The following is a 16,274-nucleotide window of genomic DNA, read 5'->3' as shown; positions in this document are numbered from 1 at the left end:
CTTAAAAAAGGTCTCAATATAATGTTATCTCTCAAGCAAACTGTACCAGCTAGGACAGCCGTCATAACGCGGTCTATAAACGTCAAGCCAGCCAATACAGCTAACACGATGCTGGCAGTCAGTGCTCTAGCTGGCATGTTGAGTTTGAGCGCTTGTCAGACTGCGCCTACTGCATCTACCGCGATGAAAACCGTACCGACTCAAACGCTCCCATCATCGCAAAAACCTAAAACCCCTGTAACGACTGTGACGCAAGCGCCTATTGTCAGAACAGAGGAAGAAGGCGACTATCCCATTGAACCTTATAATTCCTCTGAACCATCCGAATCAACAAATCCGTTGACTCGAGAGACGCCTGTATTCACACCATCTAACCCTGTGTTGACCCAACCTGATACCGTTATTATCATGCCTTCGCCTGATGACTATATCATCTCTGAGCCATCAGCACCGTCACATAATGAATTGCTAGAACAGGCAAGAAAAAACTCGCAGCAACGGACACAGAAAGCTGCCACTAGCAATAGCGACCTGCCAGCGTTTCGCAATTTGATGCAAGCGGGTATCAGTCAACTAAAAGCTGGCAAACTGACCAATGCTGAAAACAGCTTTACCCGTGCACAGCGCCTAGCACCTAAATCTTCTGCGGTGTATTTTTATTTGGCGCAAGTAGCATTAAAAAAGAACCAGCCGCGCAAGGCAGAAGCCATGGCACGCCGTGGTCTGAGTGTTTCTCAAGATACCAGTCGTCGCCGCGCGCTGTGGCAGATTATTTTGCAATCAGGACAAGCCCAAGGCAACGCTCGCGTCATCAGTGAAGCGAAGCAAGCCTTACGCTAATATCAAGACATATCAAAGTGAATAGATACTAAGTTTATAACTTTGTAGCCTATTCACTTTTTATATTTTACAGACACATCACTTATCCAAAATATACATTTATTCTTAATTAAGGTTATCGTTATGGCATGGCAACAACTGCATTTACAATGTGAAAAAGCAAACGTCGATTTGGCTGAGGCACTGCTCCTAGAAGCAGGTGCATTATCAATCGCCTTAGACGACGCAGGTGACCAGCCTTTATTTGAGCCACTACCTGGTGAATCACCGCTATGGGATGAGGTTATCTTAACAGGGCTATTTGATGCGACCACCGATGCTGGCAGTCGTCAGGCGGTCGAGCAGCTCAGTCATGAAATCGCAGCACAAGTGCAAGCCACCCGTATCTGGCTCACGGCTGTCGATGATAAAGATTGGGAGCGCGAATGGATGAGCAATTACCATCCTATCGAATGTGCCAATAATTTATGGATTGTACCTAACTGGCTGACGCCGCCCAATCCTGAGGCGACCAATATCATTATGGACCCTGGCCTAGCGTTTGGCACAGGCTATCATGCCACTACCCGTTTATGTCTTGATTGGTTAACAGAACAAGATCTAAAAGACAAAGTGGTGATTGATTATGGTTGCGGTTCAGGTATTTTAGGCATTGCCGCTTTGTTATTGGGTGCACGCCACGTTTATGCCGTCGATATCGATCCGCAAGCGGTGCTGGCAACCAATCAAAATGCAGCACGCAATCACGTTGGAGATCGTCTGCAAGCCTTCTTACCAGAAGAATTTACTGACTACTGCTCACAAAACGATGTGTTACCTGTAGACGTAATCGTTGCAAACATTTTAGCCAAGCCGCTCATTGGCTTAGCGCCTTATTTCGCTACCTTAATCGCACCAAAAGGTCGCATTGTATTGGCCGGTCTAATAGAGTCACAAACCGAACAAGTAACGGCGGCTTATCAACCTTATTTTGCACTTGATGCAAAGCATGCTTTTACAGCGCAAGAAGACCAACATTGGCAGCGTTTATCTGGTACATTTACAGGCTAGCAACATTTAATTACATCTGTTACGATAGAGGGCAGTCAAATGTTATGTGTTTGACGCCACTCTGTCCTTGCTCATGATTCATGGACATTTAAAGCTGCCATAAACGGCAGTATTAACACTATAGGCAACTATTAGCGAGTGGCTAAGCGGTATTGATAACCATACTTTTTTGGATTCGACCCTATGACCACGCCAATAAAAACTCAGTGCCCTCATTGCCAAGCTTGCTTTAAAGTACAACAAACACAGTTGAATAAAGTAAATGCCACCGTTAGCTGTGATCAATGCCAACAGAGTTTTTTGGTTAATAAGCATCTTATCGTGACTGCCGATGCTATCAATACTTCTGCTATTCGAAAAAATACAACGACTGATACCAATGCGACAGCCGTTCCAAGTGCGCATTCTGCGCAGACCGCTGACAATCGTAATAAAAATCAAGGTGCAGCAGGCGCTTCTAAGTCATCCCTCACCCATCCACATTCAAAAAACGTTTCATCTGATACTTTAATTGATGATGATTTGATTCATGACGGATTAATCTATGATGATATGGATACCGATGAGCCAGAGGAAAGCATTTTAGAGTACGATTCTTTAGATAACATGGATGCTTGGCTGACTCAAGCCAGCAATATAAATAACAGCAGTTATAATTCTACAGCAGACAATCAATCATCAAATAACCTCTCTAAGAAAATAGATAAAAATAACCCTTCATCAGCAATGAAGTCATCTGCTGCTACAATAGAAAACTCCTCATCAGCACAGATGGCGCTCAGTTCAGCAGCAGCTAATGATATTCATGCTAATGTGGATGATACTGCGGACAATTCTTGGCTCGAAAAACTTCTCAAAGAACAAAATAAAAGCGAAGAACCACAACAAGATGAGACCGATTTGTCACAACTGTTGCTCGATATGGGTGTACCACTTAAAGATGAAGCGTCAACCTCTGAAGAACGTGTCAGAAAAGCACAAGCAAAGTTTACACCTACGCCGCAGAGACGTTCTATCGCATCCTTATTATGGACACTCGGATGCTTAGTATTAGCACTGCTACTTTTTGCTCAATACGTCATTTTTAACTTAGAAACTTTGGTGAAAAACCCAGTTCATGCAGAGCGCCTACAAGCAGTATGTACGGTCGCTGCCTGTAGTTTACCTAGTGCCGATCTGACAGCATTCACGATTACCAACCTCAATCATAAACCCAGTAAGATTAAGATGGATGGGAAGTCTAGCGACGTGAGTGCCACATTAAGCAATCAAAGTGCCAAAGCGCAGCTGTATCCGAATGTTAAAGTCAGCGTATACGGCGCAAATGATTTGATTGGAGAATTCATTGCCACGCCAGCTGACTACCTATTAAGCAAACAAAGCCAATTAGCGGCTGATAGTAGTCGAAACATACTGTTTACAGTACCTGTTGCCAATAGACAAATTCGAGAAGTGACTATAAGTCCTCTGTATTGAATGGACAATTATCAACGAAACTGCTATCTATAAATAACTTCATCTCCAAAAATTCAGTCGCAAGAAAAACGCGAGGACGTAACAAATTCAGTAGATTTAGGCGTTTTTAGCCCATTTAGATATTCATCGACTGGATTGAAAACACGCCCTAGTCATACTGCCGCTAATATAGCGTTAATCTGTCAGCGCTAAACGATATTAATTTGATATAATACGCTGATATCTTATGGTTTGATTATCCCCAATCCCAAGGACATTATCTTATGGCTACTCATGCACAGCATAATGCCAATCATTTTGCTACAAGCTCTGAGCATCCTGCCGATTATAGTACAGCCGACCATCAGCCGACTCGCCATGTTGAATCCTCATTAGACAGCTATGCGAGCCACCGGCATGAACCACTTCACGTACATGTGGAGCGTGTGGTCCGACAGTATTTTGCGATGCTAGGCGATGAGATGCCAACCGACTTATATGAGCTTATTTTAAAACAAGTCGAAGAGCCGCTATTATCGGTTGTCCTTGAAAAAACTCGAGGCAATCAAACCAAGTGTGCGCAAATCTTGGGTCTGAATCGCGGCACTTTACGCAAAAAACTCAAAACTTATGACTTAATGTAGCATCTGCTATATGCAATTCTCTGTCTTTATTACCAATCATTACGTATGGCAATTTAATGTTATTGACGCTATCCACCATGATATTGTCTGCAACAATTGTCATTGTCACCTTGCCAGACGTTTACGTCAGGCTTTTTTTATGGAAATTTTCTTATGAGTACAACCCCACTTGCTCTATTGTCAGTCTCTGATAAATCTAATATCGTTGAGTTTGCCCAAGGCCTTATTAAATCAGGCTTTGGCTTACTGTCTACTGGCGGTACTTATCGTTTACTCACAGAAAACAATATCGCTGTGACCGAAGTATCAGATTATACGGGTTTCCCTGAGATGATGGATGGCCGTGTCAAAACGCTACATCCTAAAATTCATGGTGGCATCTTAGGACGCCGTGGTACAGACGATGCCGTAATGAGTGAGCATGCAATTGACCGTATTGATTTGGTTGTCGTGAATTTATATCCGTTCGCTGAAACCATTGCTCGTGCGGATGTCACCATGCACGATGCTATCGAAAACATTGACATCGGTGGTCCTACGATGGTGCGTTCTGCAGCGAAAAACCATGCCCATGTGGGTATCGTGACCGATCCAACAGATTATGAGCGCATACTTGCCGCTTTAGGTGATGGCACCGAGCTGACACCCGCTTTGCGCTATGACTTAGCAGTTAAGGCTTTTGAGCATACGGCACAGTACGACGGGATGATTGCCAACTTCTTAGGTAGCCGTGTAAATGAAAGCCAGCAGCCTGAGAATTTCTCACGTACCTTTAATGTGCAACTCGAAAAAGCACAGGATCTACGCTACGGCGAAAACCCACATCAAAACGCCGCTTTTTATACCGAAAACCATCCGCTAAAAAGCCAACAGGCCTCTATATCGACTGCTAAGCAACTACAAGGTAAAGCACTGTCTTATAACAATATCGCCGATACTGATGCTGCCCTTGAGTGCGTGAAAGCCTTCAGTGCACCTGCTTGCGTTATCGTTAAGCATGCCAACCCTTGCGGTGTCGCTGTCGATAACGATCAAGTAACCGCTTATAACACCGCCTTTAGTACTGACCCTGAATCTTCTTTTGGCGGCATCATTGCCTTTAACCGCCCATTGACCTTGGCGGCAGCTAAAGCCATTATCGACAATCAGTTTGTAGAAGTTATTATTGCACCAAGCATCGAAGATGGTGTACTTGAAGCGACAGCTGCTAAGAAAAATGTACGTGTATTGGTGTGCGGCGAACTGCCAGCGCCAGATCAACGCGATAGCCAGCTTGACTACAAGCGCGTCAACGGTGGCCTTTTAGTACAAGAGCAAGATCTTGGTTTGATTACGGCCAATGACTTAAAGATTGTCACTGATGTACAACCAACAGAAGCACAAATCGCGGATCTATTGTTCAGCTGGAATGTAGCAAAATACGTCAAATCTAATGCAATTGTTTATGCCAAAGGTCAGCGTACTATTGGTGTTGGTGCTGGTCAAATGAGCCGTGTCAACTCAGCTCGTATCGCCGCTATCAAGGCTGAGCATGCTGGATTGGCTACTGAAGGTGCTGTTATGGCATCAGACGCCTTCTTCCCGTTCCGTGATGGCATCGATAACGCTGCCCAAGTTGGTATTGCTGCTATTATCCAGCCAGGTGGTTCTATGCGTGATGATGAAACCATCGCTGCGGCAAATGAGCATGGTATCGCGATGGTATTCACTGGTATGCGTCATTTCCGCCATTAAATTGTCCCGTATTACTTGAAATATTGGCATTAATAGCAGCAATAAATGTCGTATTGCTATTAATGCTAAATTTTGATGATAAAAATAATACTCATTAAAAAAAGCCACTGTAAACAGTGGCTTTTTTATGCTTAAAATTTGAGAGAATTATTTAGAAAGGATGACTAAACAAGTGCCTCATACTTCCTTTAATACCTTTATGCCTAACGCCCTTGCGCGTTCGCGATATTGGCGTCATTAATTTCAACTTTATATACCAAGCGTAGATAATCCAAGTAATCTTGTAGCTGATCTTGCCCCAAGTTATCACGAATGATGGCAGCCGTTTGTGCTCTTTGCATATCAGACAATGGTGACTGTTGTTCTGTTTTAATACGATCACCGACCAACAAGGTCGCACCCATCTCAGTCTCACTCGCAATAGCAACGACACCATTATTAGCCGCTTGCTGACTAAAGGCCAATCCGCGTTCTTTATCTGTCAGTAGCGTGGTTTGGCGATTTACTTCACCTAACGATTGGAAACGTACTGGCTGTTTATTGATATCAGCGGGCGTCTTAATACCAGCGGCTAATTTCTTCGCCTCTTTTAGCGCCAATGCCGTGGCTTTTTCTTGGCGTAATATCTGAGTGATTATTGGCGTAGCAGCAGATAAGCTAAGCGTTTTAGTAGGACGATAGTTACTTGGCTGCACCCATACCGTCCCGTTACCAACTTCAATACCTGCGGTCACTGCCTGATCTTGAATCGTAAACTCATCAAAAGCCTGCTTAATCACTGCTGGTTGTGATAGCTCCGACTTGTTGTTTTCTTTACGGTAATCTTTGATACGTTTTAACGTTACGTTCTCTTGCTGAGCAATATCTTCAATGCTAAAGCCATCTGCTGCCAAGTCATTAATCGCCGTCACTTTATCTGCATAGATTTCTTGACGCTTATATTCTTTGGCTTTTGCCGTCAACTCTGCACGCATACTTTCTAGACTTGGTACTTTGCTACCATTGTCTTCGGTTACGGTAAATATCTGATATCCAAAGCTGGTCTTAATAGGTGCTGTTACATCACCAACACTCAAGCCTTCTAAAGCCTTCTCAACCGCTGCAGCATCACTACCAAATACAGAGGGGTTAAAGGTACCAATATCGCCGCCTGTTGCTCCTGATGGATCATCTGACTCGGCTTTAGCCAATGCCGCAAAAGACTCACCTTTATCCAAACGAGCTTTGATTTTAGCAGCTCTTGCCTTTGCGTCTTTACCCGTCAATAGGATTTGACTGATTTTACGTTCATCGACGACAGCTAGCCCTTGCTTGTAGGCTTCATATTGCTGCTGCAAATCCTCTTCCGTAACCTCATTCACCTGAATGGTTTTAGGACTTAATTGCAAATATGCCAAATCTACCATCGCCGCACTTTTTAGTGTGTCTTTATTGGCGTCATAATAGGCTTGTATATCGCTTTTGCTTAACTTGACCTGATCTGCATAGTCTTGCCAATTAAATCGATGCAGCCAGATATTGCGCGACTCAAGTTGTAAGTCAATCAATTGACTGACCGCTTGCATTGGATATACTGCCGTGCCAACGATACTGGCATTGAGCTGATCAAGGCTTAACTGATTACGGAACTCAGAAAATAGCTGATCTTTCGTCATACCACGCTGGCGCAAAAAGTTTGAGAATTGCTCGTTAGAAAAATTACCTTCTGCGTCCTTAAAAATTTCTTCTTGACGCAATAAACGATTAATCGTGTCATCAGAGACTGTCATACCAAGCTTGCCTGCTTGCTGCTCCAATAGCGTACGATCAATGAGACCTTTGAGCACTTGCTCGTGCAACACATCTTCGTTCAATAGACTGGCATCATCAACTTGTTCTAGTATTTCAGTACGACGGTTATTTACGGCAGTCTGATACTCGGACAACCCTACGCTTGCTTCACCCACCTGAGCGATTTGGTTGGGATCGACCCCGCCTCCAAAATAGCTTTCGACACCCAATAGAGCGAGCGGCGATAGGCATAAAATCAATAAAATGCGACCTGGCCAGCTTTTTAAGAAATCGCGCAATTTATCCATAGTTATCTCTGCTTTATAAACCTATATTGATGAAAAACCATTGTAATATTACTATTAATATCAACGCTATCTAAGCAGGCAATGGTAAGAATAAGAACGTGTGAATTTGATATAGAACAACAAGACTGAGTAAAACAGCCTTATTTGAACAACGCATCTATCGCGCGCCCTATGATACGTGATTTTTGATGCAGACTCAAAATATTCACGTGGTATGATACAAACTATAGCGATAAAAAAAGCACCTAATATCTAGGTGCTTTTTTATGATTCATACCATGACTTATTAGCCATGCTATAAACCATATGATGCTTTACTATTAGTAAATGCCGTATTGATTCGCATATTACGTCGTTATACAGCATCTACTTTTAAAAGAACGGCTTAGTTTAAGCGCTCTTTTAAGTTTTTACCTGCTTTAAAGCTTGGTACTTTGCTTGCTGGAATGCTAAGCTCTTCACCCGTCTTAGGGTTACGGCCAGTACGTGCTTTACGGTCTTTTACGCTGAAAGTACCAAAACCAACCAATGAGATGCTATCGCCAGCTTCTAGCGCTTCACCAACACTTTCCATAACAGCATTCAATGCATCGCCAGCTTGGGTTTTGTTTAGGCCACTTTTGTCTGCGATGCTATCAATTAATTCTGACTTATTCATAAAATTTCCTTCAAGTTTAAGGGGGATAATAAACGCTCACGCCAAGCATTGTAACGCTCTCATAGCATTTAAGCAATAAAAACTGCCTGACTGGCGTATTAACAGGTTTCGCTTTGTTATCGTCTTTATATCAAGGCAGCATAAGGAGCGCAAGCGATTTTACATATTTTTGCCTACTGTACTACGTATTTGACACTCAATGTTACGCAAAGCCTCTGCAACGGTTATAACGGCTAGCAACCTTGGCTTTTTCTAACGTTGACTTAGCTAGTTAACCTCTATACTGCCTGATCGTTCAAAGACATGTCATCTCTTACTGAGGCATTACCAGTCATAAATATTAGTGTCCTTGTTGACTATCAAATTGTAAAGTAATAATTTTCCAACTGACAGAAACTAGCGTTACTTTTTACTATAAAGGCGTTACTATAAGCAAAATATCATTGCACCTTTTGGGTCAATTTTGACTCTTGTTTGTCTTTTGCCTCTAATTTGCCAAATATAAAACGGATTATTTACATGAAGCGTTCTACGTTGTCCCACTCTTTTCTTAATATCATTCTGGTGTTCATCGAGTCGGCGCTGACACTATTGCTACGTTTAGATCCCGAACTACGTAAAGCCGCTTATCCACTTGCCAAGCAAGGTACTGTCGTGGCGCTACGCTTATATTTACCACATGTTGAGGTGTTTGCCACTTTTAGTACCAAAGGCGTATTATTAGACGCACAATTACCTATTGACCGCAGTGAACCTGACGTCATCATCAATGCTTATAGCATCCAAGTTATCAATGCGATCACTACTCATGACAGCGAAACCACCGAAAAACTACAAATGCGCGGCGAGTCTGTCCAAGTACAGTTGGTCAAGCAGTTCATTATGCAACTCGGTCTTGGTAGCTTAATTCAAGGTCTGATTAAAAAAATAAAAGGTGGCAAAGGTAAAACTAAGCCGTCTGATGCTGAAATGGCCGAAAAAAAGGATCACTATAAGCTGCGTATCAAAGAGCAACAAACCCAGATAAATACATTAACCATTAAAAACCGTGAGCTTGAAACCACTGTTAAAGAGTTACAAAGCAAACAGAAGACCTTGATGATTGTGACTGTTGTAGCGCTTGTCATTATGATCGCAGCCATTATCGCGCTATTGATGAATTAATTTCACCAATGAAAGGTTGCTTACCTTACCTTACCGGATGCGTTTGACGCCGATTACGCGATATTAAACGCTTATATGATTAGGGCGTGTTGAACATTCAACACGCCCTAATATAATTCATAGACGTTAAAGAAAAAACTTAGAACTCAAACCTCAAGACTGTATTTTAGTATTTTAAAAATACTAGGAATCAATGTTTTCAATCTTATCTCCCCTCCTTTTAATACCATTGTTTTTATCAATCATAGTAATAAGCTCGATTAACCATTCAACCACACTTTAATCTTGACTAAATTACTCAGGATTAAGTATAATTGGCTTAATCGTTGCACACATCGGGTTAATTATCTGCTGTTTAATAACGATAAGACACAACTTAGCTATTATATGATTCCATCAGTAGCTTCCATATTACTTACAAGCTGCCACACCTATCATTTTGCTAAGGTCGTTGTTAAATAAAAATGACTTAAAAGTTTGGAGATAACACATGCGTTTGACTACTCGAGGCAGATATGCCGTTACTGCGTTACTAGATTTGGCATTACAAACCAGCCAACAAGACACTGCAGTCTCCTTATCTGATATCGCCAAGCGGCAATCGATTTCTATCTCTTACCTTGAACAACTGTTTTCCAAACTTCGTAAACGTGGTCTTGTCACTAGCATCCGAGGTGCGGCAGGCGGCTATCATCTAGCCAAACCATTGCATGAGATAGACGTGATGAGCATCATATCTGCCGTCGATGAGTCGGTTAATGCGATGCAGTGTGAAGGACGTGGCGACTGTCAAGGTGGTACAATGTGCTTAACCCATGATTTATGGTGTGCACTGTCCAATCATATCGAACAGTACTTGAAAAATATAACATTAGCGCAATTATTAGACATGGAAAATGTGCAGTCAGTGTCAGAGCGTCAGCACAGCTCTACCAAAGAGATTTCCATAAAAGATATCAACACTATTACCCTATCGAACAGCGAGGCAAACCCAGCATGAGCCAACATAACAACCTTATATACTTAGATTATGCCGCCACCACACCAGTTGCAAAATCAGTAGCTGCTAAGATGAGCGAGTATCTGACAGTAGATGGCATCTTTGGTAACCCAGCCTCGCGCTCGCATGGCTATGGCTGGCAAGCAGAAGAAGCGGTAGAAACGGCGCGTCAACAAGTGGCTGAAGTCATCAACGCTGATCCACGCGAAATCGTCTTTACCTCTGGTGCAACAGAATCAGATAACTTAGCCATTAAAGGTGCAGCGCATTTTTATCAATCTCGTGGTAAGCATATTATTACCAGTAAGATCGAACATAAAGCGGTATTAGATACGTGCCGTGAGCTTGAGCAAGAAGGTTTTGAGATTACTTATCTTGAGCCACAACCAAGCACGGGTCTTATTTTGCCAGAGCAAGTGAAAGAAGCCCTACGTGACGATACTATCTTAGTATCACTCATGATGGTAAATAATGAGCTTGGCACGATTACTGATGTCGCTGCCATTGGTGAAATCACTCGTGAAGCGGGTGTGGTCTTCCACGTCGATGGCGCACAATCTGTTGGTAAAGTATTGATTGACCTTGAAACCACGAAGATCGACTTGATGAGCTTTTCAGGTCACAAAGCCTACGGTCCTAAAGGTATTGGTGCATTATTTGTTCGCCGTAAGCCACGTATCCGTTTGAAAGCAGAGCAGCATGGCGGTGGTCATGAGCGCGGTATGCGTTCAGGTACATTGCCGACGCATCAAATCGTTGGTCTTGGGGCAGCATTTGCTTTAGCCAATGAGCGTTATGAAGAAGACCATGCACATGCAGCGAAACTACGCCAAAAACTGTGGGACGGTCTACAAGATATCGAAGAGATTTACCTAAACGGTGATCTTGAGCACAGTGTACCTAACATCGTAAACATCAGCTTTAACTTCGTTGAAGGTGAATCACTGATGATGTCACTAAAAGACTTAGCCGTATCATCAGGTTCAGCCTGTACATCAGCGACGCTTGAGCCATCATATGTATTACGTGCTATTGGTCGCCCAGATGAATTAGCACACAGCTCAATTCGTTTCAGCTTTGGTCGTTATACCACTGAAGAAGACATCGATACTGTCATCAAGCAAATGCATGAAGCGGTCGATAAATTACGTGCCCTATCACCACTTTGGGATATGTACCAAGAAGGTGTTGATTTAGATTCAGTCGAATGGGCTGAGCACTAAAATTACCGAAAGCAACGACATAATTATCAAACAGAACCATTAAACGATTGATCAGACACTTATAAATCCAGTTTTTATAAATACCGTTTTTATAAATACCGTTTCTATTAACTAAATGTTTGACCCCAATTATCGATGAGTAGTTAGACATTTAAAGTCAGTAATTGACTACTCATCATCTAACTAGGAGAAAACCCCATGGCCTATAGTGACCAAGTTATTGATCATTACGAAAATCCACGCAACGTCGGCAATCTTGATAAAAATGCCAAAAACGTTGGTACTGGTATGGTTGGTGCCCCAGCTTGTGGCGATGTAATGCGCCTACAAATTCAAGTTGATGATAATGGCATCATTGAAGATGCACGCTTTAAAACTTATGGCTGTGGTTCAGCAATCGCTTCAAGCTCGCTCGTTACTGAGTGGCTAAAAGGCAAAAGCTTGGATCAAGCGGGCGAAATCAAAAACAACGATATCGCGAAAGAACTGGCCTTACCACCAGTAAAAGTGCATTGCTCTGTACTTGCTGAAGACGCCATTAAAGCCGCTATTAGCGACTATAAAGGTAAGCATAGCGCAGCAGTAGAGACAGAAGAAGCGGCTAGCTAAACCTGTTAGCGGAAGTATTGTAGTTCTAAGTACACGGTCTTAATGGCAGTACTTTAGTAGTCGATGTATTGAACAGCTACTAACGCTAAAGAGGTGACAATAACGCTAATGTAATTGTCACCTTTTATTTTCTAGCGATTCTTAACTGGTCGTTATTAAGATTATTTTGGCAAGTGCGCTATTTTCATTGCCAGTTTATACAGATTTTTTGATTGATATTTATTATTGATAGTCAATGGGAGTTGGCATGATTGAAATGACAGAACGCGCCGCTCAGCATGTTCGAGACTTTTTGGACAATCGCGGCAAAGGTGAAGGTATTCGAGTGGGTATCCGTACCGCGGGTTGCTCAGGCTTAGCTTACGTTTTAGAGTTTGTAGATACCCCTGATGAAAATGACACGCGTTACGAAAGCCGCGGCATTAACATCTTTATTGATCCTAAAAGTTTGGTGTATTTAGATGGTTTGTTGATGGACTACGAAAAAGAAGGTCTTAACGAAGGCTTTAAGTTCACCAATCCTAATCAAAAAGGCGAATGTGGTTGCGGTGAATCTTTTACCGTCTAATGAGCCAAAGGTTGAACACCCTTTAGTTTAGAGTTTACTGACTCTATATTTAAGCCATCGTAAATATGTTCTCAACCAAAGAAAACTTTCAAAATAAATAAAAAGCAAGGCGTATGATATGAGAGACATTACTGCAGAAGCCCAGTTTGATAACTTCTTTGCCCTATTTGAGCAACCTGTACAGTTTGAAGTCAATCAAGAGAGTCTCGATCAGCATCTACGCCTGCTACAAAAACGTTATCACCCTGATAATGTCGACAAGAATCTGGCAAACACCTCACAAGCGCAACAGCAATCTGTGCAAGCTTCAGCATTAATCAACCAAGCCTACCAAGCGTTAAGTGCGCCTGATAGTCGTGCTAGCTATCTACTAGATATGGCCGATCAAGCACAGAATCTAGAACACTCAATCGCAGACTTGGACTTTTTAGAAGATGCAATGGAAATGCGAATGGATTTAGATGACGCTATCGAAGGAAAAGATCGTGCGACATTGCAACAGCTACACCCTCAAATTACAGAGCGCCTAGCAAAACAGTCTGAGCGCTTTAATGATGCTTATAAAAACCAAGATTGGCTAACAGCGATTGATGCGACACAAAAACTGAAATTTTTGGTCAAGTTGAATGCTGATGTTACGACTGGTCTTGATGAAGTCGCCACTGCTGAACATTCAGATGACGATGATCTATACGTTTAGATAGCTGGCATGATGTATCTTATTTAAAAGCTAGATTCTAAATATTTGGTTAAATTAGTATCAACTATACCGTATAATCTCTGACTTTGAGCATACTTAACTGCCAAATTTCTCTATATTTAGAATAAAGAGATAGCGGTTAAGCAGTCATACTGAACATGCTATATTTGCCTCATTACACTTATTCATTTTATCTCTGAGTTATTCTTATGTCTTTAATGCAAATTGCCGAACCCAATCAAAGCGCTCAACCTCATCAACATCGTTTTGGCCTAGGTATTGACCTTGGTACGACACGCTCACTGGTCGCTGTAGTACGTTCAGGCAAGGCGCAAGTCTTAGAAGCAGGCGCAGCATCAGATACATTGTTGCCTTCTGTCGTCTATTATCCAGCTACAGGCAACCCTTTGGTCGGCTATGACGCCCTAGCCCACTTAGCGGATGATCCAAAAAATACGATCGTCTCGGCTAAACGTTTTATGGGTCGTAGCCAAGCTGATATCAAATTTTCTCATCCTTATGAGTTATCTGGTAGCAAAGATGCTATGCCAGTATTTGTCACTGCTCAAGGTGAAGTGTCTCCTGTCGAAGTATCAGCCCGTATATTAGCCGCGCTTGCGCAACGTGCAGCGAGCGCATTACCTGCAGACAGTATCGAAGGCGCTGTGATTACCGTTCCAGCTTATTTTGATGAGGCGCAGCGTCAAGCAACTAAAGATGCTGCTCAAGCCGCTGGTATCAATGTGCTACGCTTACTAAATGAGCCTACCGCTGCTGCAGTCGCTTATGGTCTCGATCAATCGACAGAAGATAGCAAAAAAGAAAGCTATTATTTAATCTATGATTTGGGCGGCGGTACCTTTGATGTATCCATCTTAAAGTTGACTGATGGCGTTTTTGAAGTATTGGCAACTGGTGGTAATAGTGCGCTAGGTGGGGATGATATCGATCGTCTTATTACCAACTGGATCATCAAACAATTAAATATCGATCCTAAAGACGTTAGCCTTCATGATAAGTCAATACTCGCACAAGAAGCTAAAGCTTATAAGCAAGCGTTGACTGATGCTGAACAGGTCGATATCAACGTCACTATCAACGGACAGTCCTATCAAGGTACATTACGCCGTGAAGATGTACTGGCTATCGTAGAACCTGTTAGTCGCCGTACGCTGAGCGTGTGTGAACAAGTACTACGCGATGCTAAGCTGACTGCTACAGATTTAGATGAAGTTATCTTAGTCGGTGGCTCAACACGTATGCCCGCCATACAACAAGTCGTGACTGAGTTTTTTGCCAAGCAGCCACTTTGCCGTCTTAACCCAGACGAAGTTGTTGCTTTAGGCGCTGCCCAAACTGCCCACCAATTGGTCAATGGCGATAGTGACAACAATCTATTATTGTTAGATGTGACACCATTATCGCTTGGTCTTGAGACCATGGGTGGTTTAGTTGAAGTACTTATCCCACGTAATACACCTATTCCTGTCAAAAAACGCCAAGTATTTACCACTTATCAAGATGGTCAAACAGGCATGGTGATTCATGTGGTACAAGGCGAGCGCGAGACAGTAGATAACTGCCGCTCATTGGGTCGCTTTGAGCTATATGGTATCCCGCCAATGAAAGCTGGGTTTGCTCGTATTGAAGTGACCTTTAGTATTGATGCTAATGGTCAGCTTACCGTCAGCGCCCAAGAAACCACAACCAAGACAGAAAGTAAAATCGAGATTGTGCCTTCTTATGGGTTATCAGATGAGCAAAAAGAGCAGTTGCTCGTCGCAGGGTTCAAGCATGCAGAAGAAGATAAAAATGCACGCTCTTTAATCGAGACTAAGGTAGAAGCGGAGCGTGAAGTATTAGCGCTACAATCTGCCCTTAAAGAATTTGCAGCCTTATTGTCTTCTGAGGAGCAGCACTCATTGGCTGAGCAAATACAAGCACTACAAACCACGCTCAGTACTGATGATTTGGCACTTATCGAGGCACAGCAAGCAAAACTCAAGCCTCATAGTGATGCCTTTGCTGCCCGTATTATGAATCAAAGCGTCAAAGCCAGCATGGCAGGCACGAATGCCCAAGATTGGTAGCAGATACATTTAAGAATGTGGCTTAGCAACCATACTAAGCTCATCTCTTATATTTTTATTCTTTTAATTGATTAGCACTGGAAAGACGATTTATGCCAAAAATTACCGTACTACCGCATCATGAAATTTGCCCTGAAGGCACCGAAGTCGAGCTAGAAGCTGGCAGCAACTTATGTAAAGCGCTATTGGAAAAAGGCATTAAAATTGAACATGCATGTGAGATGTCAAAAGCCTGTACCACATGCCATGTGGTCGTCCGTAAAGGTTTTAATAGTTTAGATGAAATGGATGATATCGAAGCCGATTTATTAGATCGTGCTTGGGGATTAGAGCCTGACTCACGCCTATCTTGTCAGGTCATGCTCGATGATGAAGACTTAACCATTGAGATTCCTAAATATACGCTCAACCATGCAAAAGAAAATCATTAAACACTAACCGTAAAATTCACCTGACTGTTA

General features: G+C 42.6%; 15 protein-coding genes. 13 read left to right on the top strand and 2 right to left on the bottom strand.

Annotated elements, in window-relative coordinates:
• Positions 1 to 21: 21 nt before the first annotated feature.
• The 5 genes from JMX93_RS09590 to purH all read left to right on the top strand — a co-directional run bounded on the left by JMX93_RS09590 (position 22) and on the right by purH (position 5,723).
• Positions 22 to 840 carry a tetratricopeptide repeat protein gene (locus tag JMX93_RS09590; RefSeq protein ID WP_499204550.1) on the top strand — a complete coding sequence of 273 codons (819 nt, stop codon included), beginning with the start codon at positions 22 to 24 and terminating at the stop codon, positions 838 to 840.
• Positions 841 to 963: 123 nt separating this feature from the next.
• Entirely contained in the window at positions 964 to 1,890 is a 927-nt protein-coding gene (gene prmA / locus JMX93_RS09585) for a 50S ribosomal protein L11 methyltransferase (RefSeq protein WP_193012954.1), read from the top strand.
• 183 nt (positions 1,891 to 2,073) lie between these two features.
• Entirely contained in the window at positions 2,074 to 3,366 is a 1,293-nt protein-coding gene (locus tag JMX93_RS09580) for an MJ0042-type zinc finger domain-containing protein (protein ID WP_499204549.1), read from the top strand.
• A gap of 263 nt (positions 3,367 to 3,629) precedes the next feature.
• Entirely contained in the window at positions 3,630 to 3,989 is a 360-nt protein-coding gene (locus JMX93_RS09575; protein ID WP_499204548.1) for a helix-turn-helix domain-containing protein, read from the top strand.
• Positions 3,990 to 4,142: 153 nt separating this feature from the next.
• Positions 4,143 to 5,723 carry a bifunctional phosphoribosylaminoimidazolecarboxamide formyltransferase/IMP cyclohydrolase gene (gene purH / locus JMX93_RS09570; protein WP_499204547.1) on the top strand — a complete coding sequence of 527 codons (1,581 nt, stop codon included), beginning with the start codon at positions 4,143 to 4,145 and terminating at the stop codon, positions 5,721 to 5,723.
• Between the two features lie 203 nt (positions 5,724 to 5,926).
• On the opposite strand, the gene JMX93_RS09565 is transcribed toward purH, so the two are convergent.
• Positions 5,927 to 7,801, bottom strand: coding sequence for a SurA N-terminal domain-containing protein (locus tag JMX93_RS09565; protein WP_499204546.1), 1,875 nt, complete (start codon positions 7,799 to 7,801; stop codon positions 5,927 to 5,929).
• A gap of 385 nt (positions 7,802 to 8,186) precedes the next feature.
• Positions 8,187 to 8,459 carry an HU family DNA-binding protein gene (locus tag JMX93_RS09560; protein ID WP_045445077.1) on the bottom strand — a complete coding sequence of 91 codons (273 nt, stop codon included), beginning with the start codon at positions 8,457 to 8,459 and terminating at the stop codon, positions 8,187 to 8,189.
• 519 nt (positions 8,460 to 8,978) lie between these two features.
• On the opposite strand from JMX93_RS09560, the gene JMX93_RS09555 reads away from it, so the two are divergent.
• The 8 genes from JMX93_RS09555 (at position 8,979) to fdx (ending at position 16,244) form a co-directional block, all read left to right on the top strand.
• Positions 8,979 to 9,623, top strand: a complete 645-nt coding sequence (locus tag JMX93_RS09555; RefSeq protein WP_193012959.1) for a hypothetical protein — start codon at positions 8,979 to 8,981, stop codon at positions 9,621 to 9,623.
• A gap of 490 nt (positions 9,624 to 10,113) precedes the next feature.
• The gene (locus tag JMX93_RS09550; RefSeq protein ID WP_045451863.1) at positions 10,114 to 10,623 is read left to right on the top strand and encodes an Rrf2 family transcriptional regulator; all 510 of its coding nucleotides are present in this window, start codon (positions 10,114 to 10,116) and stop codon (positions 10,621 to 10,623) included.
• On the top strand, positions 10,620 to 11,846 hold the full coding sequence (locus tag JMX93_RS09545) for an IscS subfamily cysteine desulfurase (RefSeq protein ID WP_201501579.1): 1,227 nt from the start codon (positions 10,620 to 10,622) through the stop codon (positions 11,844 to 11,846). The genes JMX93_RS09550 and JMX93_RS09545 overlap by 4 nt, the downstream gene beginning before the upstream one ends.
• 198 nt (positions 11,847 to 12,044) lie before the next feature.
• Positions 12,045 to 12,455, top strand: coding sequence for a Fe-S cluster assembly scaffold IscU (iscU, locus tag JMX93_RS09540; RefSeq protein ID WP_055124404.1), 411 nt, complete (start codon positions 12,045 to 12,047; stop codon positions 12,453 to 12,455).
• 247 nt (positions 12,456 to 12,702) lie between these two features.
• On the top strand, positions 12,703 to 13,023 hold the full coding sequence (gene iscA, locus JMX93_RS09535) for an iron-sulfur cluster assembly protein IscA (protein WP_499204545.1): 321 nt from the start codon (positions 12,703 to 12,705) through the stop codon (positions 13,021 to 13,023).
• A gap of 118 nt (positions 13,024 to 13,141) precedes the next feature.
• A complete protein-coding gene (gene hscB / locus JMX93_RS09530) occupies positions 13,142 to 13,723 on the top strand; it encodes a Fe-S protein assembly co-chaperone HscB (protein WP_499204544.1) in 582 nt (193 codons plus the stop codon).
• Between the two features lie 209 nt (positions 13,724 to 13,932).
• Positions 13,933 to 15,813: a Fe-S protein assembly chaperone HscA gene (gene hscA / locus JMX93_RS09525; protein ID WP_499204543.1), complete on the top strand. Its 1,881-nt coding sequence runs from the start codon at positions 13,933 to 13,935 to the stop codon at positions 15,811 to 15,813.
• A 92-nt stretch (positions 15,814 to 15,905) separates the two neighbouring features.
• Positions 15,906 to 16,244, top strand: coding sequence for an ISC system 2Fe-2S type ferredoxin (gene fdx, locus JMX93_RS09520; RefSeq protein ID WP_193012963.1), 339 nt, complete (start codon positions 15,906 to 15,908; stop codon positions 16,242 to 16,244).
• Positions 16,245 to 16,274 lie beyond the last annotated feature (30 nt).

Origin of the sequence: Psychrobacter muriicola 2pS, from assembly GCF_904846535.1 — a bacterium.
GTDB lineage: Bacteria > Pseudomonadota > Gammaproteobacteria > Pseudomonadales > Moraxellaceae > Psychrobacter > Psychrobacter aquimaris.
The sequence above is the reverse complement of the archived record's forward strand: the minus strand, read 5'-3'. Positions and strand labels throughout refer to the sequence as shown.

Bases quoted from the DNA above. Each gene is read 5' to 3' on its own strand.
- JMX93_RS09590 (WP_499204550.1), top strand. From the start codon at position 22: ATGTTATCTCTCAAGCAAACTGTACCAGCTAGGACAGCCGTCATAACG.
- prmA (WP_193012954.1), top strand. From the start codon at position 964: ATGGCATGGCAACAACTGCATTTACAATGTGAAAAAGCAAACGTCGAT.
- JMX93_RS09580 (WP_499204549.1), top strand. From the start codon at position 2,074: ATGACCACGCCAATAAAAACTCAGTGCCCTCATTGCCAAGCTTGCTTT.
- JMX93_RS09575 (WP_499204548.1), top strand. From the start codon at position 3,630: ATGGCTACTCATGCACAGCATAATGCCAATCATTTTGCTACAAGCTCT.
- purH (WP_499204547.1), top strand. From the start codon at position 4,143: ATGAGTACAACCCCACTTGCTCTATTGTCAGTCTCTGATAAATCTAAT.
- JMX93_RS09565 (WP_499204546.1), bottom strand. From the start codon at position 7,801: ATGGATAAATTGCGCGATTTCTTAAAAAGCTGGCCAGGTCGCATTTTA.
- JMX93_RS09560 (WP_045445077.1), bottom strand. From the start codon at position 8,459: ATGAATAAGTCAGAATTAATTGATAGCATCGCAGACAAAAGTGGCCTA.
- JMX93_RS09555 (WP_193012959.1), top strand. From the start codon at position 8,979: ATGAAGCGTTCTACGTTGTCCCACTCTTTTCTTAATATCATTCTGGTG.
- JMX93_RS09550 (WP_045451863.1), top strand. From the start codon at position 10,114: ATGCGTTTGACTACTCGAGGCAGATATGCCGTTACTGCGTTACTAGAT.
- JMX93_RS09545 (WP_201501579.1), top strand. From the start codon at position 10,620: ATGAGCCAACATAACAACCTTATATACTTAGATTATGCCGCCACCACA.
- iscU (WP_055124404.1), top strand. From the start codon at position 12,045: ATGGCCTATAGTGACCAAGTTATTGATCATTACGAAAATCCACGCAAC.
- iscA (WP_499204545.1), top strand. From the start codon at position 12,703: ATGATTGAAATGACAGAACGCGCCGCTCAGCATGTTCGAGACTTTTTG.
- hscB (WP_499204544.1), top strand. From the start codon at position 13,142: ATGAGAGACATTACTGCAGAAGCCCAGTTTGATAACTTCTTTGCCCTA.
- hscA (WP_499204543.1), top strand. From the start codon at position 13,933: ATGTCTTTAATGCAAATTGCCGAACCCAATCAAAGCGCTCAACCTCAT.
- fdx (WP_193012963.1), top strand. From the start codon at position 15,906: ATGCCAAAAATTACCGTACTACCGCATCATGAAATTTGCCCTGAAGGC.